General features: G+C 46.9%; 23 protein-coding genes. 12 read left to right on the forward strand and 11 right to left on the reverse strand.

What is annotated here, in order from left to right:
• Window positions 1-252: 252 nt before the first annotated feature.
• The 3 genes from AC2CG4_RS09835 to AC2CG4_RS09845 form a co-directional block, all read right to left on the reverse strand.
• Entirely contained in the window at window positions 253-2,088 is a 1,836-nt protein-coding gene (locus tag AC2CG4_RS09835; protein ID WP_484486094.1) for a glycoside hydrolase family 9 protein, read from the reverse strand.
• A gap of 196 nt (window positions 2,089-2,284) precedes the next feature.
• On the reverse strand, window positions 2,285-2,998 hold the full coding sequence (gene hda, locus AC2CG4_RS09840) for a DnaA regulatory inactivator Hda (protein WP_062058826.1): 714 nt from the start codon (window positions 2,996-2,998) through the stop codon (window positions 2,285-2,287).
• A 2-nt stretch (window positions 2,999-3,000) separates the two neighbouring features.
• A complete protein-coding gene (locus AC2CG4_RS09845; RefSeq protein ID WP_484486095.1) occupies window positions 3,001-4,437 on the reverse strand; it encodes a DUF2066 domain-containing protein in 1,437 nt (478 codons plus the stop codon).
• A gap of 250 nt (window positions 4,438-4,687) precedes the next feature.
• Between AC2CG4_RS09845 and purM the strand changes: the two genes are divergently transcribed.
• The 4 genes from purM (at window position 4,688) to AC2CG4_RS09865 (ending at window position 7,697) form a co-directional block, all read left to right on the forward strand.
• Window positions 4,688-5,743 (forward strand): phosphoribosylformylglycinamidine cyclo-ligase, encoded by a 1,056-nt coding sequence (gene purM, locus AC2CG4_RS09850; RefSeq protein ID WP_484486096.1) that lies wholly within the window; start codon window positions 4,688-4,690, stop codon window positions 5,741-5,743.
• A 4-nt stretch (window positions 5,744-5,747) separates the two neighbouring features.
• Window positions 5,748-6,422 (forward strand): phosphoribosylglycinamide formyltransferase, encoded by a 675-nt coding sequence (gene purN, locus AC2CG4_RS09855; protein WP_484486097.1) that lies wholly within the window; start codon window positions 5,748-5,750, stop codon window positions 6,420-6,422.
• Window positions 6,423-6,433: 11 nt separating this feature from the next.
• A complete protein-coding gene (locus AC2CG4_RS09860; protein ID WP_484486098.1) occupies window positions 6,434-7,147 on the forward strand; it encodes a DUF3108 domain-containing protein in 714 nt (237 codons plus the stop codon).
• Window positions 7,148-7,211: 64 nt separating this feature from the next.
• Window positions 7,212-7,697, forward strand: a complete 486-nt coding sequence (locus AC2CG4_RS09865) for an FKBP-type peptidyl-prolyl cis-trans isomerase (RefSeq protein WP_062058841.1) — start codon at window positions 7,212-7,214, stop codon at window positions 7,695-7,697.
• A gap of 75 nt (window positions 7,698-7,772) precedes the next feature.
• On the opposite strand, the gene AC2CG4_RS09870 is transcribed toward AC2CG4_RS09865, so the two are convergent.
• From AC2CG4_RS09870 to AC2CG4_RS09885, 4 genes are all read right to left on the reverse strand, one after another.
• Window positions 7,773-7,958 (reverse strand): hypothetical protein, encoded by a 186-nt coding sequence (locus AC2CG4_RS09870; protein ID WP_062058844.1) that lies wholly within the window; start codon window positions 7,956-7,958, stop codon window positions 7,773-7,775.
• Between the two features lie 54 nt (window positions 7,959-8,012).
• Window positions 8,013-9,239, reverse strand: a complete 1,227-nt coding sequence (locus AC2CG4_RS09875) for a BaiN/RdsA family NAD(P)/FAD-dependent oxidoreductase (protein WP_484486099.1) — start codon at window positions 9,237-9,239, stop codon at window positions 8,013-8,015.
• An 84-nt stretch (window positions 9,240-9,323) separates the two neighbouring features.
• Window positions 9,324-9,893 carry a dCTP deaminase gene (dcd, locus tag AC2CG4_RS09880; protein WP_062058851.1) on the reverse strand — a complete coding sequence of 190 codons (570 nt, stop codon included), beginning with the start codon at window positions 9,891-9,893 and terminating at the stop codon, window positions 9,324-9,326.
• Between the two features lie 81 nt (window positions 9,894-9,974).
• The gene (locus AC2CG4_RS09885) at window positions 9,975-10,430 is read right to left on the reverse strand and encodes a MerR family DNA-binding protein (protein WP_484486100.1); all 456 of its coding nucleotides are present in this window, start codon (window positions 10,428-10,430) and stop codon (window positions 9,975-9,977) included.
• A 345-nt stretch (window positions 10,431-10,775) separates the two neighbouring features.
• On the opposite strand from AC2CG4_RS09885, the gene AC2CG4_RS09890 reads away from it, so the two are divergent.
• From AC2CG4_RS09890 to AC2CG4_RS09920, 7 genes are all read left to right on the forward strand, one after another.
• Window positions 10,776-11,003, forward strand: a complete 228-nt coding sequence (locus tag AC2CG4_RS09890; protein WP_484486101.1) for a 4-diphosphocytidyl-2C-methyl-D-erythritol kinase — start codon at window positions 10,776-10,778, stop codon at window positions 11,001-11,003.
• A 214-nt stretch (window positions 11,004-11,217) separates the two neighbouring features.
• A complete protein-coding gene (locus tag AC2CG4_RS09895; protein WP_484486102.1) occupies window positions 11,218-11,613 on the forward strand; it encodes a GtrA family protein in 396 nt (131 codons plus the stop codon).
• 1 nt (window position 11,614) lies between these two features.
• Entirely contained in the window at window positions 11,615-12,574 is a 960-nt protein-coding gene (locus AC2CG4_RS09900; protein WP_484486103.1) for a glycosyltransferase family 2 protein, read from the forward strand.
• A gap of 35 nt (window positions 12,575-12,609) precedes the next feature.
• Complete coding sequence (locus AC2CG4_RS09905; protein ID WP_484486104.1) at window positions 12,610-14,580, forward strand: NPCBM/NEW2 domain-containing protein; 1,971 nt, start codon at window positions 12,610-12,612, stop codon at window positions 14,578-14,580.
• Between the two features lie 23 nt (window positions 14,581-14,603).
• A complete protein-coding gene (locus AC2CG4_RS09910) occupies window positions 14,604-15,320 on the forward strand; it encodes a glycosyltransferase family 2 protein (protein ID WP_484486105.1) in 717 nt (238 codons plus the stop codon).
• 2 nt (window positions 15,321-15,322) lie between these two features.
• Window positions 15,323-15,715 (forward strand): DUF2304 domain-containing protein, encoded by a 393-nt coding sequence (locus AC2CG4_RS09915; RefSeq protein WP_484486106.1) that lies wholly within the window; start codon window positions 15,323-15,325, stop codon window positions 15,713-15,715.
• 1 nt (window position 15,716) lies between these two features.
• A complete protein-coding gene (locus tag AC2CG4_RS09920) occupies window positions 15,717-17,693 on the forward strand; it encodes an ArnT family glycosyltransferase (protein ID WP_484486107.1) in 1,977 nt (658 codons plus the stop codon).
• A 39-nt stretch (window positions 17,694-17,732) separates the two neighbouring features.
• On the opposite strand, the gene AC2CG4_RS09925 is transcribed toward AC2CG4_RS09920, so the two are convergent.
• From AC2CG4_RS09925 to AC2CG4_RS09935, 3 genes are all read right to left on the reverse strand, one after another.
• Entirely contained in the window at window positions 17,733-19,112 is a 1,380-nt protein-coding gene (locus AC2CG4_RS09925) for an MATE family efflux transporter (protein WP_484486108.1), read from the reverse strand.
• A 98-nt stretch (window positions 19,113-19,210) separates the two neighbouring features.
• The gene (locus tag AC2CG4_RS09930) at window positions 19,211-21,769 is read right to left on the reverse strand and encodes an ABC transporter permease (RefSeq protein WP_484486109.1); all 2,559 of its coding nucleotides are present in this window, start codon (window positions 21,767-21,769) and stop codon (window positions 19,211-19,213) included.
• The gene (locus AC2CG4_RS09935) at window positions 21,715-22,398 is read right to left on the reverse strand and encodes an ABC transporter ATP-binding protein (RefSeq protein WP_484486110.1); all 684 of its coding nucleotides are present in this window, start codon (window positions 22,396-22,398) and stop codon (window positions 21,715-21,717) included. The genes AC2CG4_RS09930 and AC2CG4_RS09935 overlap by 55 nt, the downstream gene beginning before the upstream one ends.
• 90 nt (window positions 22,399-22,488) lie before the next feature.
• Between AC2CG4_RS09935 and AC2CG4_RS09940 the strand changes: the two genes are divergently transcribed.
• Window positions 22,489-23,118: an arylesterase gene (locus AC2CG4_RS09940; protein WP_484486111.1), complete on the forward strand. Its 630-nt coding sequence runs from the start codon at window positions 22,489-22,491 to the stop codon at window positions 23,116-23,118.
• A 24-nt stretch (window positions 23,119-23,142) separates the two neighbouring features.
• Here the strand turns inward: AC2CG4_RS09940 and recJ are convergent, their stop codons facing one another.
• Window positions 23,143-24,879, reverse strand: a complete 1,737-nt coding sequence (gene recJ, locus AC2CG4_RS09945) for a single-stranded-DNA-specific exonuclease RecJ (protein ID WP_484486112.1) — start codon at window positions 24,877-24,879, stop codon at window positions 23,143-23,145.
• Window positions 24,880-24,922 lie beyond the last annotated feature (43 nt).

The raw sequence follows: 24,922 nt of genomic DNA on the forward strand, positions 1-24,922 counted from the left end.
ATTTAATGCTCAATCATGCGCTTCATTGCTCCATACAATCTTGCTAACCGATCACACTCTTATCGGTTGCTCATAAAAAAGCCAGCGCAATGGCTGGCGAACTGCTTATTTATTGTTTCATCGTCACTCCCGTTTGCGGGAGTCCAGCTTTTAGTAATTAAGCCTATGGATCCCCACTACGCGAGGATGACGACTCCCCAGATTAAAAATACATCTTTTCTATGTGATATTGATCTCGAGAAAACATCTCTATTATTTCGGCGTCAACGCCTCAATCGCCGCAGATACATACACCAAAGGCGCGTTCCAGTTAATAGCGATTTCATTACTCGCATAGCTACACCAATCGTCCAAATAGGATTTAGCGGCGATACTGGAAGGATAAGGCACATTACAACCGGATTTATCCTGCTGCCCCGGCTGCGGACCACCGGCGATAAAACCGGGAATAGGTTGCGCGATGCCATCGGCTTCCGACGGTCGGTGATGTGGATGCATTGTTGCTTTATCACCATAACCCGTTACAAACGACATATCCGTCGCGTTGCGACCGAGTACATAATCCAGCATCGCTTGCGCAGCATCCAGATAGTCGCGTTTACCGTTTAAACGATAGCCTTGCACCAACATCATTGCCTGCCCCAGCGCCACCGAGTTGCTGCCCCACACAAAATCATTTTTCTGCATAGTGACGCGATAAGCCGAAGCCGCCCAAACCGATTGTAAATTTGCCGCGAGGCTATCGATACGGTTGGCAATTAATTGTTTATCGGCGATTGCAGTTAAATTCTCGCGGTGATGCGCCAGTGAAATCCAACCCAAGCCGCGCACGTCCCCCCACGAAGGAACTGTGGCAAGGGTTTCCGTTGGTTTCATCGCGGTGTAATAAGCGTCTTTTTTACTAGTGATGTACAACTCAGCTGCGGCCCAAGCAAATTCGTCGCTGAGATTACCATCGCCGTATTCGCCAGTTTTTATATCGCTCGGTTGTTGATAAGTAATTGCAGGATTGGCAACTGCCCAACTCCACGCAGATTCTGCCGCAGCCAACATCTTGGCGGACATACCGGGCAATTGGGTTTCATATTGCGCAACAACGCGACTGGCCGTTGCCATAACGGCGGCAAAATCCAGCGCCGCTGCCGTGGTTTTTTGCACTACATAACGCTCGCTGGTCGCCTGGTGCGGCATCACTATGCCATCAAAATTTTTGTTGGTGAGCTTGTGATAAACACCGCCATCGTTAGGGTCCTGCATGGTCAACATCCACTCCAGATTCCACAGTGCTTCGTTAAGCAAATCGGGAATGGCGTCGCCACTTTCGGGGATGTTCAAATTTTGATTATCAAACACTGCGGGAAAATGTTCGTACGCCGCAAGCAGTGAATAGGTCGCAATGCCCGAGTTAACTATATATTTATTGTAATCGCCCGCGTCATACCAACCTTTGGGACTGGAAATTACTGTGCCCGCAGGACGCGCGGCGGTTGCTGCGGAAGCATGCACTAATACATTGGTGTCGGGGTGCCCAAGCGGACGCGCAAAAATCCCTGCGTGTGCAGTTAACAATTCAGCGCTATTGCGATTGAAATAAAAGGCTTTGATGCTCGCGGCGGTTAAAGCGCTGTAAACATCTGCTGCAATCGTAAAGGCATAGGAATCCTTCACGCCGTCAACCCGCAAGAGATAGTCTCCCGGTGTTTTTAGGCCGGAAAAATCGGCCAACTTGACGCTCTCTTCTGACGCGCTCCAAGTAGCGGCTGCGCTTAAATTACCGCTAAATACTTCTGCACTGGTAGTGGTACTGATCACTTTGAAACTGGTCGCACTGCCTGCAGGCACCACAGCCCATTTGGCCGACTCGGGCAAGAATCCGAGCTGATTGAGCTTAATGCTCCCAGCAATCACCGCGCTGGAACTGACAGCGGCACTGCTGCTAGCAACTGTCGCGGTGGATGAAGTCGCCTTAATTGAACTGGCACCCGTGCCGCCTCCGCCTCCGCCACTGCTGCCGCAACCAAGCATTAAACTGGATGCGCCAACAAGTGCCAGCGCCGACACCAAACGAGTCGGTATAAATAAAGCCATTGGGATTCTCCATTGCAAATCAGGCTCGTTCGAACCTGTTGTCGTTGTGATGAACGTAATCTGATTATCGTTATATAGTTAAGCTGAGTACGCGGAACAAGATTAGTGTATTACTAACTTATCTACGTCCCGCTTTATGTGAAAACCTAAAGTGGTGATCAGCTTTAGCCGAGTTTGGAGGTGAAGCAGAGGGAGATCAAATCGCTAATACTTTCTTTACAAAAGGAATGGTAAGTTTACGTTGCTCGGCAAGCGAGGCGTGATCAAGCCGCGCCAGCTGCCAAAAGAGCTCATTAGTGTCGCGCGGCAGGCGTTGAATAATGTATTGCGCCACATCCTCACTCAATTCCAACCCGCGCGCACGAGCGCGCATCTGCAGCGCTTGCTGTTTATCGTCATCACTCAAGCTGTGCACCTGATAAGTCAGTCCCCACTGCAAGCGGGAGCGCAAATCTTCCAAACTTAAGGCCAGCTCGCGTGGGCTGTGCTCAGCGGCAACCAACAAGCGTTTACCTTGGTCGCGCAGTTGGTTGTAAAGATTAAAAATCGCCAACTCCCAATCGGGGCGGCCAGCAACGGTAGGCAGGCAATCGAGACAAACCAGATCAACCATTTCCAAACCGGTAAATAATTCGTCCGGCGCATAACCGACCAAATCGCGCAGTGGCAAATACTGTACCGACATGCCCATACTTTGCGCTTGATGACAGGCAGCTTGTAACAGGTGCGTCAAACCGCAACCAGGAGCACCCCATAAATAGACAAAGGCTTCACCGCTATCATCCAACTGATCGCGCAAGCCTTTCACCACCATCGCGTTGTGCGTATGGGCGGGAGCATAGAAATTATCAAACGTGGCGTCATCATTCAGGTTGACGCTCAAGGACAATTGCTGGGGCAAGCTAACCATAACTACTTCTGCCACACATACATCAAAGGGTTTTCAACAGTGCCGCCATAAACAGGAGCTGTTTCCAGCGCCTGCGGCTCGGGAGTGATACTAGGGATTTGTTCATTCGCCAAGGCTTGATCCAGCTCCGCCATGGCGTCGGCATCGATACCTTCTGCTGTTGCCGGATCGGTAGCAGTATCGAGAGACGCTAATTCCTGATCATCTGCTGGTGCTGCCACCATAGGTGTTTGCGCAAGTGGGTCAGTCAAAGATTCAGATTGCAGCGGCGCCAAACGGCGCCCCAGCGCCAGCGTACTCATCAATAAGCGCGCATCGCCCTCAGTTGTTAAGCGCACGCGCAAACCTTCGGCATTAACCTGCATCACTTCCATTCGCTGCACCATCGCCAACTCACTCAGATAAGCCTGCACCTGCTTGAACGCGCCAAAACTGGTGATATTGCCAACGTGCAACACAATCGTTTGTGGCCCTTGATTGGTGGGCATGATGGCGTATTGATGGGCAAAATAATCAGCAGCATGATCAATGGCGGCGACAAACAAGCCTTTGATTTCTGGTGTTTCATCGGCAAAAGATTGATCGCTAGTTTCATGCAACAACTGCCAATCACCCATCCAAGGGCCGGGAATTGGCTCGGCCACCACAAGGTTATCGCCCGCTTGTCTAGAGCTTGCCGTCACTGAAGAGGAGGAAGCACTACTCGATGTTGCATATGCTGCATCGATCAAATCGTCAGTTTGCTCATCCGGGATCACCGGCGCGGGGATCACTCCCATACTGGAAGGCGTGTAGCGCCCAACCAAGATTGCATCTGCCTTGTAGCGCAGCGATGCCGCTTTTATTTTTTCAAGATTCAATTCCCACAAATCATTGGCACTGAGTGACAGGGTGTCTTCCAAATCCAACTTGGGGAAAACCAGTGGCAAGCCGCGATACTCCGCCTGCAACTGCATCGCCTGTAAATCGGTGAGCTCAGGTACCAACCGCAAACCGGCTGGGTCTTTGGCTACCAGCCACACCAGCACTTTCGGGCGAATAGCAGGCCACAGCGGCAATTGCGACTCACGCAATAATTGCTCAATCGCCAAAGGTTCATAGTTCAATTGCAAACCAACAGCCGGGAAGGTTTTACCATCGACAGTGATTTTTTCAGCAGAGGATTTGTAACTAAAACCAAATAGATAATTCTCTGCTTTTGGTAATGCAGCCTTGATAGCAGGATGCTCCAGCGCACTGGTCTGCCCGGAAACACGCACGATCAACTGGCCAAAGGTGGTACGGGCAGCGGCGTTGCGCTCGCGCTCGGATTGGGATTTCACCAGTGTATCGGTGCGATAGATATCGACCTTTTGCCCCGCATTTGCACCGCAGGCAAGCGCGACACTCAAGCATACAGACAAGGATGAAACCAGCAGACGTAGATGCAGAAAACGCAACAGAAATACCTCTAAATACAGTCAGCAACAAGCAGTGAGGCGGCATTGTAACAGGCTTAAACAAGTACGCGGCAGACCAAATTAGGGAAGCATTCAACAAAAACCCGTATTACCAGCACCCTATTCTTCAGCGGAAACAGAATTACTTGCACAGGCACTGCGCTTTGAACCTGCAAGCAACCATATAAGCTGTTAGAATGGCGGCCTTTTTTTCAACCAGTCCAACTGCCAGAGCTGTGAGCCCTTTCCTATGAGCCAAAACCAAAACCCTACCCCATCCCTTAGCTACAAAGATGCAGGCGTTGATATTGAAGCTGGCGATGCGCTGGTCGAGCGTATTAAGAGCGTCGCCAAACGCACCCGTCGCCCCGAGGTAATGGCCGGCCTGGGTGGCTTTGCCGCTTTGTGTGAGATTCCTGCGGGCTATCGCCAGCCGGTACTGGTATCAGGCACCGATGGTGTAGGCACCAAACTGCGCTTGGCGATGAACCTGCAAAAGCACGACACCATCGGTATCGATCTGGTTGCCATGTGCGTTAACGATTTGGTAGTCACCGGCGCTGAGCCGCTGTTTTTCCTCGACTACTATGCCACCGGCAAACTGAATGTAGATGTTGCTGCTGCAGTGGTATCCGGTATCGGCGACGGCTGCGAACTGGCAGGCTGTTCATTGGTCGGCGGCGAAACCGCTGAAATGCCCGGCATGTATGAAGGCGAAGACTACGACTTGGCTGGCTTCTGCACCGGCGTGGTCGAAAAATCTGACATTATCGATGGCAGCAAAGTGAAAGAAGGCGACACCTTAATCGCCCTCACCTCTAGCGGCCCTCACTCCAACGGCTACTCATTGATCCGCAAGATCATCGAAGTCACCAATGCCGATCTGACCCAAGACTGCGGTGGCAGACCTTTGGCAGACGCGCTGATGGAGCCAACCCGCATTTACGTGAAATCAGTCCTGAAGCTGATCAAAGAATCCAGCGTAAACGCCATGGCACACATCACCGGCGGTGGCCTGACTGAAAATATTCCACGGGTATTGCCCGAAGGCTGCAAAGCGGTTATCGATACCAAGAGCTGGACCTTTCCACCGGTATTCCAGTGGCTGCAAAAAGGCGGCAACGTGGATGTGCGCGAAATGTACCGCACCTTTAACTGCGGTGTGGGCATGGTGATCGCGATTCCAGCGAGCGAAACCGATAACGCGCTGAGCATTCTGCGCGCAGCGGGCGAAACTGCGTTTGTGATCGGCTCTATCGCTAAATCAACTGGTGACGAACACCAGGTTGAGCTGCAAGGCCTCTAACCACATGTCCGACTCCAACGTAAAAACCTTGAAGGTTGTTGTACTTATCTCCGGTAGTGGCAGCAACCTGCAAGCGCTGATCGATGGTGTAGCAGCAGGTGAGCTGCCCATCGAGATTGCCGCGGTAATCAGTAATCGCCCCGATGTAATGGGCTTAACTCGCGCGGCAACTGCAGGCATACCCACCGCTGTACTGGATCACAAAAGCTTTGCCAGCCGCGAAGCCTTTGATCAGGAATTGATGCGCACCATTGATGCCTATGCACCCGGTTTAGTGGTGCTGGCTGGCTTTATGCGCATCCTCACCCCTGAATTTACCCAACACTATTTAGGGCGAATGCTCAACATACATCCCTCGCTACTGCCTAAATTCCAGGGCCTGCACACCCATCAGCGCGCGCTCGATGCAGGCGAAAAAGAGCACGGAGTTACTGTACATTTTGTCACTGCCGAGCTGGATGGTGGTCCCGCCGCCATTCAGGCCGTGGTACCCGTACTGGCAAATGACGATGCCAATTTACTAGCTAAACGGGTACAACGTCAGGAGCATGTAATCTATCCACTCGCCGTAAAATGGTTTGCCCTAGGCGATTTGGTGATGACAGATGAAGGCAAAGCTGTGTTAAAAGGTGAAACTTTACCCGCGTGCGGCTATCAAATTAAGGCCAATGAGCCATAAAAGGAACTCCTATGCAATGCCTTCGCGCTATAGCGCTATGTGTCGCCACACTTGTATCACCCTTTGTCACGGCAGCAGATGCCCCAACAACCTTCGACAACCAATACAAAGCAAAACTCTACGGTTTTAATATCACCGTCACCAACCGTTTGAGCAAAACAGCAGACAATCAATACGATCTGTTATTTAAAGCTGAGTCCATGCTCGGCAGCATTACCGAGCAAAGCAAATTGCAGTGGAACCCGGTACAGCAAACCGTCAGTCCGCTGCATTACAGTTATGCACGGAGAGGTGTAGGCAAAGATCGCACCGCAGAATTATCGTTTGACTGGAAAAAGAAAACTGTCACCAACAACGTACAAAAAACCAGTTGGCAGATGGATATAGCGCAGAAAGTGCAAGATAAGCTGAGCTACCAAATCCAAATGCAACAGGATCTACTCAACGGACAAAAAAGCTTTACTTACCAAATCGCCGATGGCGGTCGCCTGAAAGAATACAAATTCACCATTGTCGGTGAAGAGATGCTGGATACCCCTCTGGGCAAAGTGAACACCATTAAAGTAAAGCGCAGCCGCGATAACGACGAACGTGTCACTTACGCTTGGCTCGCCAAAGACTGGAGCTATCTGCTGGTTCGTTTGCAGCAAGAAGAAAAAGGCGATGCGTATACCATTTACATTCACAAAGCATCGCGCAATGGCAAAGCCATCGAAAAATTTTAACGACTTACCAATATTGATTAACTCTATTCACTTAAACCTACTTACCTAAACCAAAAGGCTCTTTATGAATATCTCTGAAAATTGCGTTGCCAGCTTTCACTACACATTAACTGACGGCTCAGGCAAAGTGCTCGACTCTTCTGAAGGTCACGAGCCGCTGTCTTACTTGCACGGTGCGGGCAACATTATCCCCGGCCTGGAAGATGCACTGGTAGGCAAAGTAGTTGGCGACAAACTGAATGTATCCGTTAATGCGGCAGAAGCTTACGGCCTGCGCGATGACAGCTTGGTGCAAGAGCTGCCATCTAACATGTTCACCGGCATCGACAATATTGAAGTTGGCATGGAATTCCACGCTGAAACCGAACAAGGCTTGCAAGTCGTTACCGTAACCAAAGTAGAAGGCGACCAAGTAACTATTGATGGCAACCACCCATTGGCCGGTGTTGATTTAACCTTTGACGTTGAAATCACCGAAGTGCGCGCTGCTACCGAAGAAGAATTGAACCACGGCCACGCCCACGGCGCTGGCGGTCATCATCACCACTAAGTGCTGCTGCTGACCTAAATTAAAAAGGCTCCGCAATGGAGCCTTTTTTATGGAGTTTTTTACTACTGCGACACTTTATTTCAATTCTACTTTTTGCTCACCGCAGCGGCTGCATTTATAAATTGTCACCAACTTGCCCTGCTTTACATCAAATTGTTTTTCTTTCACCACTTCCCACTTATGAAAGCCACTGCGACACAGTGTTTTACCCTTGTGTTTATCAAATGGACTCGGCTTTTTAAATTGGATCACATCACCCATTATTTAACCCCTCTGACTATCCATTACTTAACCTCATCGATTAGCCAAATCCACTTACACATAAGTACCCGCCGCCACACCCGAGGCCCAAGCCCACTGAAAATTAAAACCGCCTAAATGACCGGTGACATCAACCACCTCTCCAATAAAAAACAAACCCGCCTGTGTTTTTGCTTCCATAGTTTTGGATGATAGCTGGTTGGTATCTACACCACCCAAGGTTACTTCAGCGGTGCGATAACCTTCAGTACCCGCAGGCATAATTCGCCACTCATGAAAGTGTTCAGCAATCATTTGCACTTCCTTTGGTGTGTATTGATTAATCGGGCGATTGCCACTCCATTGCTCAGCCCAATGATCACAAAAACACTGCGCGATATTTTTGGTAAGTAACTCACCCATAATGGTGGTGAGCAATACCTTCGGCCGCACCTGTTGTTGCTCGGTTAAAAAATCAACCAAATTTATCTGCGGCAATAAATTGATACTCAGCTCTTTTCCTGGCTGCCAATAAGACGAAATCTGCAGCATCGCCGGACCACTTAGGCCGCGATGGGTAAACAACATAGCTTCCGCAAAACTCATCTGACCATTTGCAGTTTCACAACTCACGTTAACATCGAGCGCGTTGCCAACACAGGGCGAAAATATCGCAAGCTGTGCCGGTGAAAGAGTAAAAGGAACCAAGCCCGCTGTGCGAACTTTTAGCGGTAACCCAAATTGCTCCGCCAATTCGTAACCAACGCCTGTTGCACCCATAGTTGGAATTGAAAGCCCGCCGGTTGCCACCACCAGAGACTCACAATAAATCGTACCCAGCGAGGTTTTCACCTTATAGCGCATAGGCAAGTCACTCTCTGCCAATGCAACAACCTGCTCTATATCGCACAATGTATAAATATCGGCGCCCGCTTGCGCGCACTCATCGAGCAACATAGACAAAATATCCTGCGCTTTGTTATCGCAAAATAATTGACCGAGTTTTTTTTCGTGATAAAGGATTTGATGTTTTTGCACCAGCGCGATGAAATCCCACTGGGTATAACGCGCAAGCGCAGATTTGCAAAAGTGTGAATTATCGGAGAGATAGTTTTTGGGCAGCACATCCATATTGGTGAAATTACAGCGCCCGCCACCCGACATAAGAATTTTTTTACCGACCTTATTGGCGTGATCGATCACCACCACTGCACGGCCACGCTGACCAGCAGCTGCTGCACACATAAGCCCTGCTGCACCAGCACCAATAATTAACACCTGGGTTTGCGAGGGTAATGCCATACCATGCACCATAAAAATTGGTGCATGGCACCTGCAAAAAATTATTTACGCTGAATTACTTGCACAAAAACCACCGGTGCAAGCTTAAGTGCGCGGCAGGGTTACACCACGCTGACCTTGATACTTACCGCCGCGGTCCTTATAAGAGGTTTCGCACACCTCATCGGTTTCAAAAAACAACATTTGCGCAACACCTTCGTTGGCATAAATTTTTGCAGGCAAGGGCGTGGTATTGGAAAACTCCAGGGTTACATGCCCTTCCCACTCAGGTTCCAGCGGCGTTACGTTAACAATGATGCCGCAGCGGGCATAGGTGGACTTACCCAGGCACACAGTAAGAATGCTGCGCGGAATACGAAAATACTCAACCGTGCGCGCCAGTGCAAAGGAATTGGGCGGGATAATGCACACATCACTTTTGATATCGACAAAACTTTTCTCATCAAAGTTTTTCGGGTCAACCACAGTGGAGTGGACATTGGTAAAAATTTTAAACTCATCGGCGCAGCGAACATCGTAACCGTAACTGGATGTACCGTAAGACACTATGCGCTGACCAGCAGCATCGTAACGAATCTGACCCGGCTCAAAGGGTTCGATCATACCGTGCTCTTCGGCCATACGGCGCATCCACTTATCGGATTTGATGCTCATAATTGCTCCACTTTCAAATAGTTAAACGGCGCGCATCATAGCCTTTTTCCGCCCAGAAAAACACCGACCACCGGTTAGTGATCAGCGCTCATCAGGCACATCGACCAGCGTAAATGCCATGGAAGAAGGCCTTTTCATCACAGGGGATTCAGTCACCGCCAGCTGATTGATAATTGCACAATCACTGGTATCGTCGCCCGCACACTCATTTGCCATAGTTATCAATGTCTCACGCATCGCATTCAGGGCAATTAATTGCTGATCGACTTGGATAATTTTTTCATTCACCAACGCCTTTACCTCGGCACAACGCCGCTGCGGATTACTATAGAGCGCCAATAATTCACGGCACGCATCCAAACTAAACCCTACCGCCCGTGCACGCTGTAAAAAGCGCAATTGCGCTATATCACCCGAGGAGTACACCCGGTAATCATTACCCTCTTGCCGCATGGGCACCACCAGACCGATTTCCTCGTAATAGCGAATGGTTTTATTCGGCAAGCCACACGCTTGCGCTGCTTGACTGATATTCATTACCCCTCCTTTTTAATCGCTCTTAGCAAAGATCTATCACCCCAAACATATCAGCAGCTGTAACGTTAATTAAGCATTATCACTTTAGTCATAGCTGCGCGTAACACATGCCGTAACGCTTTGTGCATTTGGTGCTACATTTTTTCCCATAAATATAAATTTATGCGCCACTTTTTTAGGAAAAGTCACTATAATAGGTGATGTAACACACACTTCTTTTTTAATTATTTTATAAAAATCATTAGGTTACTAATGTTTCTTGACAAAATAATTTAATAAACCAGAATAACTGAACAATATTTATCCTGATTCACTAATAAGCCTCAACCTGTTAAAGGAGAACTTATGGAATATCTAGACATCAACCACCCCGAATGGCAAAAAATGTGGGATGAGTTGGCCAGCTACCGGTTAAATGATGGCGATGTCCTGTGTGTTCATGAAGGTCACTGTTGGGAATATATGGGGTCAACCTTGGATCACCATCATTTACGTCACTCCTGCCATCCACTGACGAATAAAGCGGAATACATTTATATAGAACGCGCGGGAGTGGCGCTGCGTTGGGCATAGTATTGCGCCAGACTCGAACACCAAAACTCTATGCTATCCCTATCAATTTGCGTCACCCGCAACAAATTTTATACAACCGTCACACTCCCTCACTAAGCTACTATCAGCACTGAGAATTCCTACCGCTTTTGCGCTAAAAGTATGCTAATGTGCTGCGTTTTTACGACAGTGCCTTACTCACCATTCGTAACAATAACAACTCAATAGAATAACAATGAAACGCTTCGTCCTGTTTGTAGGTATTGGTGGCATATCCACCTTAATTCAGTTTTTATTGCTGATCCTGTTTGTCGAAAGTCGCTTATTGCCAGAGGTCATGGCCTCTGCCACTGGATATGTACTCTCGTCATTCTTTAACTACTGGGCGAACTACCACTATACGTTCAAGAGCTCTAGCAGCCACAAGCAGACGTTTCCCAAGTATGCGATTGCAGTTGCTATAGGCTTATCAACAAACACCGTGTTGTTTGCCGCCTTTTTATGGTTATTTGATAACTATCTCACCCTGCCATGGGTCGAGCATTATTTGGTTGCCCAATTTTTGGCTACAGGAATGACTGTAGTATTGAATTTTGTGGTACATAAATTCTGGATCTACAGGAATCACTAACATGACAACATCTATCCCATCACTTGCGGTTGTTATCCCCTGTTACAACGAAGAAGAGATGCTACCTAAAACACTGGCAACAATGCTGAACTTACGCGATGCCATGATCGCCAAAGGCAAAATCAATCAAGACTCAAAAATATACTTGGTTGATGATGGTAGCAAAGATAAAACTTGGAAAATTCTCGCCGAAGAAGCAGCAAACAATTCTGCACTTGTAGCGATAAAACTATCGCGCAACAAAGGCCACCAAAATGCGCTCTACGCGGGTCTGTGCACCACCACTGAAGACATTACCGTCAGTATCGATGCCGACTTGCAAGATGACCCACAAAATATTGAAGCCATGGTGGATGAATATTTAAAAGGTAATGATGTGGTTTACGGTGTGCGCTCTGCACGTCATACCGATACGTTTTTTAAACGCTTTACCGCCGAAGGTTATTACCACGTAATGAAAAAAATGGGCGTTGATTTGGTATTCAACCACGCCGATTTCCGCCTGCTCTCGCGCCGCGCGCTGGAATCCTTAAAAGAGTACGATGAATCCAATTTATTTTTACGTGGCATAGTGCGCGAAGTTGGCTATCCATCGTCTGTTGTCGAGTACGAACGTCAAGCGCGTGAAGCGGGTGAAAGTAAGTATCCGCTGAAAAAAATGTTGTCGTTTGCCTGGAAAGGCATTACCGCCTTTTCTACCGCCCCCCTGCGAATGATTACCGTGTTAGGCCTGCTCTCTGGTTTTGCATCCTTTAGTTTAATTGCTTGGGTTTTGGTGGTGCGTTTATTTACCGATAATGCAGCACCCGGCTGGGCATCGGTGCTTTTACCCTTGCTCTTTATCGGCAGCGTGCAATTACTCTGCTTGGGAATTATCGGCGAGTATTTGTCAAAAATTTATGAAGAAGTAAAAAGAAGACCGAAATTTCATATCAGCGAAACAGTAAGCAAAAAGGATTAAACTTTCATTAATACAGGTAAAATAAAATTAATAACATGAGCACCTTAGACGCTAACAATCTGAGCGATTCAACTGAACCCACGCCAGTGGAACAATCTGAAGTTGTCACTCAGGCGCCTCCGGCAATCGCGCCACTAGAAGATCTTGCACCGCTTGCAAGTAGCAAATTCTCACCGGATCTCACACGCTTACTGCAGTGCTATCTTGTGTTGGTAGTCGTCGCCAATTTCAGCCTGCTGTTTCTAAAAGGTTACAGCCAGGACCTTGGATACTGGCAAGACTGGGTGCGTCAATTATCCACTAACGGCTACGACGGCTTTAACGGCAACTATCCACCGCTTTATATACACTGGCTTTATTTAGTTGGAAAATTTTATACGCTGAGTGGAATACCACTTGAACATAACGACTTTTTAAAATTCCTTACCCAATTACCGGTCACGATTTTTCATTGCTTACTAAGCATCCTAGTATTTAGCCAATTAAAACGCTTTAACGCATCGCGATCCTTTTTGCACACGATGATGTTATTAACTGTATTAAATCCGGCAATTTTGATTAACGGTCCGATTTGGGGACAAGTAGATCTAATCCCAGCATTGATGGTCTTTGCTGCACTGCTACTCGCTGTCAATCAACACTTGAGTTTTTTATCCATCCCCGTATTTGTCTTGGCACTACTGACCAAATTCCAAATGATTGCATTTGCACCTGTATTCGGATTTTTATTTTTTCGTCATACCAGCAAACACCTAGCCGGAATAATAATTGCGATTGCAATAGGTGCACTGGTATTTTTACCATCTATTCTCGCCGGGCATTTTTTACAAGCATTCAAACAAGCCTACATAGACACGCTTGGTCAGTACCCTATGACCACATTCAATGCCGCCAACATCTGGATTTTGCTCACCGGCAACACAACACCAGATAACATCATTCTATTTGGTATCGCAGCAGACTCGGCACTCGCCACGGCATTTACTGCTAAATATTTTGGAATGCTACTGTTTTCACTCACCGCACTCTGCGTATTTCTACAGGGTATTCACTATCTGCTGAAAAATACTGCACAAGAAAACACCGAGCAACAAAAAGACCAAAACCTGCTAGCACACGCATTGTTTGCCGCAATGATCTGCGCAGTGGCCTTTTTTACTTTGCTTCCAGCCATGCATGAGCGCTACATGTTCCCCGCTGTGGTGATGGCATTGGCCTATACCGCTATTGCACAACAAAAATTAATTTACCCCATTATGATTAGCCTGCTATGCGGACTAAACATGCTAATCATTCTAGAGATAAACGGTTCCGATATTTGGCATGGCTTATCATGGCTAGTTGTCGCTGTATTGATATTAGGATTGCTAGAAATAGTTGTTGGCAACCGACTGTTTGCAGGCCTGACCTCAATCGCCCAAAAGGCCACCAAGACTCCCTTGTTAGCGCTCTGGATTTTTATCATTGCGACAAGCGGTATGACAGCCTACTTTACTGAGCGCTACCAAATACATCAGCTCTCACTTAACCCTAATCAAAAATTCCTGACTGACCTGACACTTGTTTATGCCAAACAAGACCACGGCACTATGACACTGCATCGCAGCTATGACGGAAATCATCTGTCACTCGCCAACCGCCGTTATGCACAAGGCATAGGCACTCACGCCAGCTCGGACATTCAATACCAGTTACCAGAAGGTGCTAGCGAATTTAGTTTCATGGTGGGTTTAGATGATGAAGTAGGCACAGCCGATGTGCAGTTTTCAGTTTGGGGGGATGACAAATTGTTATGGCAGTCAGAACCCTACTTAGGGCACGAACGTGATTTACCCACACACACCATTGATGTGAGCGGCGTACAAAAACTGAATTTAAAAATTGCCCCACTGAAAGATGACAAATGGGATCACGCTGACTGGGTAAATACTGTTATTACCTTTGCCACCGACATCACAACTCAAGCTGGCGCCATACCGGCAGATACAGCAACCCCAACTGAATGATTTTTTGAATTAAGGCTTAACAAATGCGCGAACGAATCCTAATAATTATCCCGGCGTATAATGAAGAAAAAAATATCGCCAAGGTGATCAAATCATTAAACGCTAGCAACTCCACTTATGAATGTTTGGTTGTTAATGACGGTTCAAAAGACAACACTCAACACGAGGCGGAGGCAAGCGGCATGGCAACCGTTATTCAACTGCCATCCAACTTAGGTATTGGTGGCGCAGTGCAAACAGGCTTTAAATATGCTTTTTATAATGATTTTGACTATGCAATACAATTTGACGGCGACGGCCAACACCTTGCCAGCGAAATACCGAAAATACTATCGCCATTGCAAACTAATGATTCCGACGTCTGCATAGGTTCCCGCTTTGTAGAGAAGACCATGGGCTTCCAATCTACTTTTATGCGCAGAATTGGCATCCGCATATTTGAATGGATGAGCCGCGCACTAATTGGTAAAACAATTACAGATAGCACCTCCGGCTTCAGAGCTTATAACAAACAAACAATTGCTTTTCTCGCGGCGAATTACCCAACCGATTACCCTGAACCAGAAACCGTTATTCTGTTAGGGAAAAATGACTTCCGCATTCGCGAAGTATCCGTTGAAATGATCGAGCGTCAGGGGGGTGAATCATCGATTTCGGGATTAAAGTCAGCGCATTATATGATCAAGGTCATTCTCGCAATGTTGATGACGGCCCAACGACAAAAAATTCGCAGGATTTAATCATGCTAAACGACACCATAAATTTTTTAATCGCTAACCGTATTCAAGTCTTCTCTGTGATCGGTAGCTTGTTGTTATTTTTATTTATCCTGAAACTGGTAAAACGTAAAAAACTGAAAGAAGAGTACTCCTTACTTTGGTTAGGTTTTGGGTTTATTTTTATCGCACTTTCTATTTTTAAACCACTATTGGAAATAGTCGCCACCACACTGGGGATTTTGTATGCGCCTGCGGCATTGTTGTTAATTCTGGTGCTTTCGGTGTTCTTTATTTTGATTCAATTTTCGGTTGTTATATCCAAACTGGCCGAAGGCAATAAAAATCTTATTCAGGAAGTAGGCATACTCAAGGCGGAGCTCAAAAAACTTCAGTTAAGCATTAAGGAAAAACAATAAAATGAAAGCCCTGACATATAGAACCTTAAGGTCAAAAACTCTTTATCTACTTATTATCACACTCGGGCTCATTGCCTATAACCTGAAATCTATTCAGCCGACGTTTTCTGACTTCACCTTAACCACCCCATCTGGCAATACCCAAATCATCGGCACTCCGGGTTTTATACAATCACCCGAAAGCGGCGTTTACCGTTTGGTCGGCACGGTAGAAATGACTAAGAACGCCAGCTCCACCCTGCGAATTATTCCCGATGACGAAATCTTATCGCTCTCAATTAATCAGCGCCCGGTAGACCTCAGTCATATTCCCTACGAACAACGCAGGGACTACAACAAAGGTTTTACCTATGATCTCAGTGAATATCTACACGACGGAAAGAACCAGATACAGATTCTTTACTCTGATCAGGGCGGTTTGATGGGCATAGTGATTAGTGCAGAGGGTGGCGAAGGCTTTACCAAATTAATTTATTTGTTGTTAACTATTCTTGCTGTACTGATTTCGCTCAAACTGATCAACACATTTAAGTTTTCGACTCCGATTAAAGTATTGTTTATCGGAGCGTTATTAATTCGCCTGGTTTATTTTATGGTAACACCGGGCGATGTTCGCGACCACGACTTGGGCGATCATATTGGATATAGCGAATACCTCACCCAACACTGGATGCCACCACCAGTCGATTACGCCACCGGCGGTGCCTTTTTCCATCCACCACTTTATTACTACACCGGCGCTATAGTTTATAAAGCGACGCAGTTGATTGAGCCTAATAATAAAGTTGCCATCTATCGCGTACAGCAGTTGTTAAGCCTTGTTTACTCCATGGGCTTTGTTTTATTTGGTTTAATGATTCTCAATGAATTACTCAACCGTTATCGCAAACCAAAAACAGAAATAATAATTTCAGGAGAGGAAGTACAAGAAGTACAAGAAGTACAAGAAGTACAAGAAGTACAAGAAGTACAAGAAGTACAAGAAGTACAAGAAGTACAAGAAGTACAAGAACAGCCTGGCTTTATCGCGCGCTTATGCAAATCATTCAAAGACGATAGCTTACTTTGGATTATTGGCGCTCTCTTTGCGTTCTGGCCTGTCGCGATCATTCACTCGGTACGTATCGGCAATGATCCGATGCTGTATTGTCTATTTACTGCCAGCCTTTATTTTATTGTCCGCTGGTATAGGCACGATCAAAAACGTGACCTGATGATCGCCAGCTTGGTCGGTGCTGCCGCCATTATCACTAAAGCAAACGGTGAGATATTAATAGCCGTACTCGGTGTTATTGGCTTGTACAAAATGATCAGCACCAAGCAATGGGCCACTTATTTCAAAATGGCAATTGTGCCCTGTGTAGTCATGTTGCTTGCCGTAGCTATTACCGTAGGCCCTGGCCTGATGTTAAAAATGCAAGGTAAACGAGACAAATTATATATCGACAATATTGATGGCCTGTCACAAGCAAATTTGGTGGGTAATACAGCAACGAATTATTTTTGGTTTGATGTGAAAATTTTTATTACCGAACCCTTTACCGACCCCTATGATGACCGTATGGGTCGCCAATTTTTCTGGAATTATCTAGGCAAAACTGGCTTGTTTGGTGAATTTAAATACCCCAGTCTGATGTCAGTAAACACCGCCGTATCGACCAGTTTTCTTGCGGTACTTATGTTCATCTACATGATCTGCGGGATTTACTATATGGCGAAAGAAGATTTTAAACGCATGGCTCCCATACTACTCTCAGGGTTTTTCTTGTGGGCAGGGGTGACTTATATGCGTATGACCTTTCCCGCTAATATTGATTTCCGTTATATAGTGCCGATCCTTGTGACCTTCTGTGGACTCTACGCGATCAGCATATTAAGCTTTGAACGAATCGGCGCAACACGCATGGCCAACATAGGCAAAGCGCTTTCAATTCTATTTTCAATATCCAGTGTTTTATTTATTCTAGGTATTGTTTAGTGATTCAATCGCAGCATGATCATTCAACTATATTTATGATCATGCTGCGCCTCGCTCTCGCGCTGCCACTCCCAAATACTGCCAATTGCCATTCTTCCAGCGCCAGTATTTAATCAATGCGCGAATAAACTCATCTAATACAGCAGCAATTAACAATCCATACAAACCTAGTTCGCTGGGTACAGCCAACACATAAGCAAGCGGCACGGAGAATAGCCAAATCACAGCGATACTGGAAATAGAGGTGAACGCAGCATCACCCGTGCAGCGCAATGCACTACCAATAGTAATATTCACTGTGCGCCATGGCTCAGCTAAAAAACTCAATAAAAATGCCCATAAACCGATCGCAATTACCGCTGGGTCATCGCTGAATATTTGCAGTATGGGCTTATTAAAAAGCAACCAGACAAATGCCAGCGCAGTTGTGCCGATTAGCGAAATTTTTAGAGTCTGCTGGAGTTGCTTATTAATTAATTCAAATTCTTGTCGCCCAACCCGCTGCGCAATAATGGCTTCTGTAGCCATTGCCAAAGCAATTGAAATCATCAAGCAGAATAAAAAAGTATTGTAGGCATAGACTTTTACTTTTAACGCAAGATCACCCACCTCAGCCGCAATCCAATTAAGTGCAATCATATAGGCTTGAAATGACATAGGTTCGAGAATAGATGGTGCGGCAATCATCACCACCGGAGCAATTAACACCGAAAAATTTCGCCAGCCTTCGCGCAGTGGAATATGAATACGCAACTTTGCATGCACTACTAACATCACAAATAATAAACTGGCACCCGCAGCAACAATACTCGCTATAGCAACACCCCAGACCCCGGATGGGGGAATACCCATAAATCCATAAACTGCAATAAAGTTTCCAAGCAGATTCACCAAAAATAAAACAAGATTACTGTAGGTATTCCACTGTGGTTCTCCGTAAATATTGAGTATAGTTTGATAAATTACCCGACAACCCCAGAGCGCCACCATCCAACCAATAATAGATAAATAGGTTCGCGCATGCTGCTCTACGTCAACGCTTAGGGACATGGCCGATGCGACCCAAGGGCCACCGTGATTTAATGTAAGCGCTGCAATCAACGCCAGCACCACAACAAATATTGTATAGGCAGCGATAGTGGCATTGCCGCGCTGATAATCATTGGCACCAATACGCTGGCTCGCAATACTCGCACCGGCAAATGCGCTTACAATTAAAAACGCATTAGCAACAAAAACCAAAGGTGTAATAGCACCAACCGCAGCAGCGGCGCTATCGGATATACGGCTGAGAAAATACATATCCACTAATGGAATGGTATAAGTCACTGCCTGATCGAGAAACATAGGGCGACTCATGCCCCAAAGGCCTTTTTCGAGCACGCGGCTCTGCGGCACTTGTTTAGGTGCAGATTTCATAGAGACTTTTGTCGAGTAATAATAGGAGCGCCTGTCGAGCAATAAAATGATCAAGCGAAGATAAGCATACTCCGCTTGATCTGGCTGTACATAGGGAATTATGCGGCTTCGCGCAAGACAACCGCTGGTGGTGTTGTGACCGTATGTCGACAGCAGATATAGCCTAGCGCAGAAACAAAAACGGCGCCGCTCAAAGGCGATAACAGCCAATAAATATAATGCGGTTGTATCGGGGTTTGCAGGACAAATTTTTGCAGACTGATGAGTAAAATTTCTGTCCCGATAATTGCAATCAATCCGGCCAGAAAACCCAGTATGGCAAACTCTGCGCAAATACTGCCCACAATCAACCGGCGCGGACTACCGAGTGCGCGCAGCAAACCAGCCTGCTGTTTACGTGCGGCAATACTGCCCATTACCGCGGCTAACAACACCAAACAGCCGCCAATCAATGTCAGCCATAGTACCAACAACACACCATCGCTGACTTGATTCACGATGCTGCGTATCTGCTCAATAATCCGGTCTAGTTCCATTACCAAAATAGTGGGATGATCTAATAACAATTCGTTGATAAAAGATTTTTGCTGCGCCGGTAAATAAATACTAGTGATAAAGGTGGGTGAGTAGGCATCCAGCGAACCAGGTTCAAAAATAAAAAAGAAATTGGGCCTCATACTGCGCCAATCAAGGCTGCGAAAGCTGGCAACTTCGGCCTCTAACAATAAACCACCAAAGGAAAATTGAAGTTTATCGCCAAGTTTTAATCCGACTTCTTTTGCCGTGTTTACCTCGACTGATACGCCCGGCAAATTCGCTTCACTGCGCTGCCACTTATCCCACCAGAGACCTTCAAGAATTTTATTGTCCGCCGCCAACGCATCAGCCCAGGTCACATTTAATTCACGCCGCAGTGCATTGCTCAGTGAGCGCTGTTCCTCTGTTGTTTCTACATCATTAATATGCGTCAGGCGTGCGCGCATCATGGGATACAGCGGCTCAGGGCGCACCTTAGCTTGCTCAAGTAGCTGCTGCACCTGCGGCAATTCTGCTGGGGGAATATTCACCAAGAAATGATTGGGGGCATCATCAGGCACTTGCACTCGCCACTCTTCAATTAAGGATGTGCGCACGATGGTGAGTGTAAACAGCAACATAATCGCAATGGAAAATACCAAAATCTGGATCAGACTTTGGCCGCGCTGACGCTGCAAGTTAGCAAATGCCAAACGCCAAAAACCGCCCAACCTCAATACCATTTTTTTACTGAGCGACAACAATCCATAGGCAGCGATAATCGTTACCAAAATAACAGCCAACACTGCACCGCTAATACTTAATGCCAGCTCCAGATCGCGGCTAAACAATATGACCAGTGTTAATACGGCAAATAAAGCCAATGCAGCTTGTTGCCATACTTGTGGCATATTAACTGCCAACTCACGGCGCAAAATTTTAAGTGGCGGCACTGTAGGTAAATACCAGAGCGCAGGTAAAGCAAAAAATACCAAACACATCAGTCCACTAAAAAAACTTAACCCATAGGGATAAAAACTGGCAGCACCTAAACGTATTTGATACACCTGCTGCAAACTGGTGGCTACCGTGCGCTGTAATAATTCACCAAACCCCAATCCTATTAGCGATGCAATGACACCCAAGAAAATTAACTGCGCAAAATACAGTGTGCGAATTTGTACAGCGCCCGCGCCAAGGCTTTTCATTAACGCAACTTGATCTGTATGGCGCGCCGAAAATTGTCGCGCAGTAATTGCAATCGCCACACCTGCCAACAACACAGCAATTACCGCTGATAACAATAGAAATTGTCTGCTGGTTTGTAGGGTGCGCCCTACTCGCTCTTGCGCGGACTCTATATCAATTAAACGCTGATGCTTACTCAGCTGCGGCTTTAGTTGCTCGACAAAACGTTTTAATTGGCTGTTGTTGTCCGATGCAATTAACCATTGATAATCCACCCGACTGCCCGGTTGCACAACCTGAGTTTTGGCAAGATCTGCCATATTCATAATCAGACGCGCGCCAGTCATGCTAAACGGATTGGCGCTATCGGGTTCACGAATCAATACATGCGTCACGGTTAACTCGTATTCACCTACAGCAACTTTATCGCCCAATTGAATTTTTAGTAGCGGCAATAAACGTGAATCAACCCAAGCTTCGCCGGGCGCTGGAATTGTTTTAGCAATTTCGATATCGGCAAGATCCATGGCAAAAGGCACACGGCTAACTTCAAACTGGCCGCGCAGGGGGTAACCCGCGTCAACGGCCTTAACTGACGCGAGATGCATTTCATCGCCCGCAAACACCATAGAGGCAAATAACGCAGCTTGCGTCTGCTGGATGCCTTCTTTTTCTGCAGCGCTTGGCCATTCCGAGTTGTGGGGTTGGGAACCTCGTACTATATAATCTGCACCCAGCACGCTATTACTTTCGCTAATTAATGTTGCTTCCAAGCGATCAGTAAAAATAGAAATACCGCTCAATACCGCAACCGCGAGCAACAATGATAAGCCCAATAATTTTAATTCGCCGCTGCGCCAATTGCGCCTTAATAAATTAATCGCCAATATCATATTAATTACTCCCGCCCAGACACTATAGCGCCCGCTGCCAATTCCATTCGATGTTGACACAACTGCGCCAAACGCTCTTCATGGGTAATTAAAATCAAGGTTGTACCTTGCGCGCGATTTAATTCGAATAATAATTCGATGATACGCGCACCTGTCGTGCTATCCAGATTTCCCGTAGGTTCATCGGCAAATAACACTTTGGGTTCACTGGCAAAAGCCCGCGCAATTGCTACTCGCTGCTGCTCGCCACCGGACAACTGCTGGGGGTAATGATGCAAACGTTGCGCTAAACCCACACGTTCCAAAAACTCCCGCGCTTTGCTGCTCGCCGCTTTATCGCCACGCAGCTCCAACGGCAACATGACATTTTCGTGCGCGCTTAGCCCGGGCAATAGCTGGAATGATTGAAAAATGAAGCCTACGTTGCCCGCGCGAACTTTTGCGCGCCCTTCCTCGTCTAATTGCGAGAGGTTATTGCCATTAAGGATGACCTCGCCAGTGCTGGGCACATCCAACCCAGCGAGAATGCCCAGCAAAGTGGACTTGCCTGAGCCAGATGCACCGGTGATCGCCAGCGACTCACCGGCCATCACTCGCATTGAAATTGGGTGAAGAATTGTTAAGGTACCTTCTTGCGTATTAACCTGTTTGGTAACTGAATTCGCTTGAACCATAGCAACAGCAGACATAATTGAGTAACCTTTATATAAGAGCAGTAAACACGACCACGTTAATAAAATACGAATGATTCATTCTATTGGCATAGGATTTTGATAACCATGCACAAACTAAAGATTTACCTGTTTTTACTCCTGACAATTGTCACCAGTCTCACCTATGCGCAAAACGCACCGGCAAATGCAACAAAAATACTGGTGATGGGTGACAGCTTGAGTGCCGCTTATGGCATTGATATTCAACAAGGCTGGGTAAATCTGCTGGAACAAGCGTTAACGAAAAAATATGCAGTTCAGATCATTAATGCAAGTGTCAGCGGCGAAACCAGCTCTGGCGGCAATACTCGCCTGCCCGCACTGCTCGCAGAACACCAGCCGAATATTGTTATTTTGGAATTAGGTGGCAACGATGGCCTGCGCGGCCAACCGCTGAAACTTTTGGAAAAAAATTTGCAAGCGATGATAGATGCAAGCAAAAAAGCCAACGCAAAAGTATTGCTCGCAGGAATGCAGATTCCACCGAATTATGGTGCACGCTATAGCAATCAATTTAAAGATCTTTACGGCAAACTCGCCGAACATAATGATGCGGAATTAATTCCCTTTTTATTGGAGGGGATTGGCGGCAATGAAGCACTAGTGCAGCGCGATGGCATTCACCCCACCGCTGAGGCACAACCGATCATTGTCAGCAATGTATTGCCTGAATTGGAAAAAATGCTGGCAAGATAAAAAACATTAACTGAATTAGCAGCCTTAGTGCGCTGCTAATTCCAAATAATCCACCAGCAATTGCACTGTTGTATTGCCGCGAAATTCGTTGATATCCAATTTATAGGCTACGCGAATTTTTTGGGCTTGCGGATTAGGCCAAATCGCTGGGTCTATATTAAACGCAATGGCATCCACCAAATTCTGCCCTTGTACATCATGGGCAAGCGTCATTTTTAAATGTTTTTCTCCCACCAGTTTTTGTTGCACCAGATAAAACTCACCATCAAAAATCGGCTCGGGAAAATGTTGCCCCCAAGGGCCAGCTTCGCGCAATTGCGTGGCAATTTGCAGTGAAAACTCTTGCGCAGTCAGTTCGCCGTCACTCACCACCACCGCTTGTAAATCATCGGCGCTTAGCTGCCGCCGCACCTCTTCATCAAACGCTTGTGCAAATGCTGCAAAATTAGCGCGCGTTAAACTCATACCGGCCGCCATGGCATGTCCGCCAAATTTTTGCAGCAACTCCGGGTGACGCGCTGCGACAGCATCCAGCGCATCGCGTATATGAAAACCGGGCACAGAGCGCGCAGAGCCTTTGATATCGCCTTCACCGGCATCGGCAAATACAATCGTCGGGCGATGGTATTTATCTTTAATGCGCGACGCCAAAATACCAATCACACCTTGATGCCAGGTTTCATCAAACAAACACAAACCCCAAGGCAAACTTTCTGCATCCGCCTGCACCGTTTTTTGCAGCATGGTCATCGCCTCTTGCTGCATGCCAGTTTCAATAGCTTTGCGATCGCGATTCAACTCATCGAGCTGCGCTGCCATTTCACGCGCGAGATTTTCGCTCTCGCACATCAAACACTGAATGCCGAGCGACATATCATCCAAGCGCCCTGCCGCATTTAAACGCGGGCCTAGCGCAAAACCAAAATCACTTGCCACCAATTTGTTCGCCTGCTTACCAGACACTTCCAGCATGGCTTTAATACCGGGGCGACAAACACCGGCACGAATACGCTGTAAACCCTGCGCCACTAAAATGCGATTGTTGTAATCCAGCGGCACCACATCGGCCACTGTGCCGAGCGCCACCAAATCCAAAAAGCTCGCCATATTTGGCTCTGCAATACCGCTCTCTTCAAACCAACCCATTTGGCGCAACTCGGCGCGCAAGGCATTCATTACATAAAAAATGACACCGACGCCGGCCAAATTTTTACTGGGAAATTCACAACCGGGTTGATTGGGATTTACAATCGCATCGGCATTCGGCAACTGCGCGCCCGGCAAATGGTGATCGGTAACCACTACTGCGATGCCCAATTCACGCGCGGCTTCAACACCTTCAATACTGGAGATGCCATTATCAACCGTGATAATAATATCCGGCTGTTGTGCAGCGGCGACGGCAACAATTTCCGGCGTTAAACCATAACCATATTCAAACCGATTAGGCACTAAAAAATCGACATTATCTAAGCCCATCGCCCGCAGCGCCAATACTGCTAATGCACTGCTGGTTGCACCATCCGCATCAAAGTCACCCACAATAATAATTTTTGCCTGCGCAACCACGGCATCCGCCAACAGGCTAACGGCATCCTGCAATCCTTTAAAATTCGGCTTATGCAAATTCGCCAGTTGATATTGCAACTCGCGTTCATGCTGCACACCACGCGCGCTGTAAATGCGCTGCAGCAGCGGGTGAATGGCAGTTTGAAATTCAACTGGCTGAACTGGATTGCGACGGCGTATAGTCTTTTGCATAAATTAGATTCTAAAGAAAAAATAGCGGCAGAAATAAAAACGC

This window comes from Cellvibrio sp. ATLC23 (genome assembly GCF_057196725.1).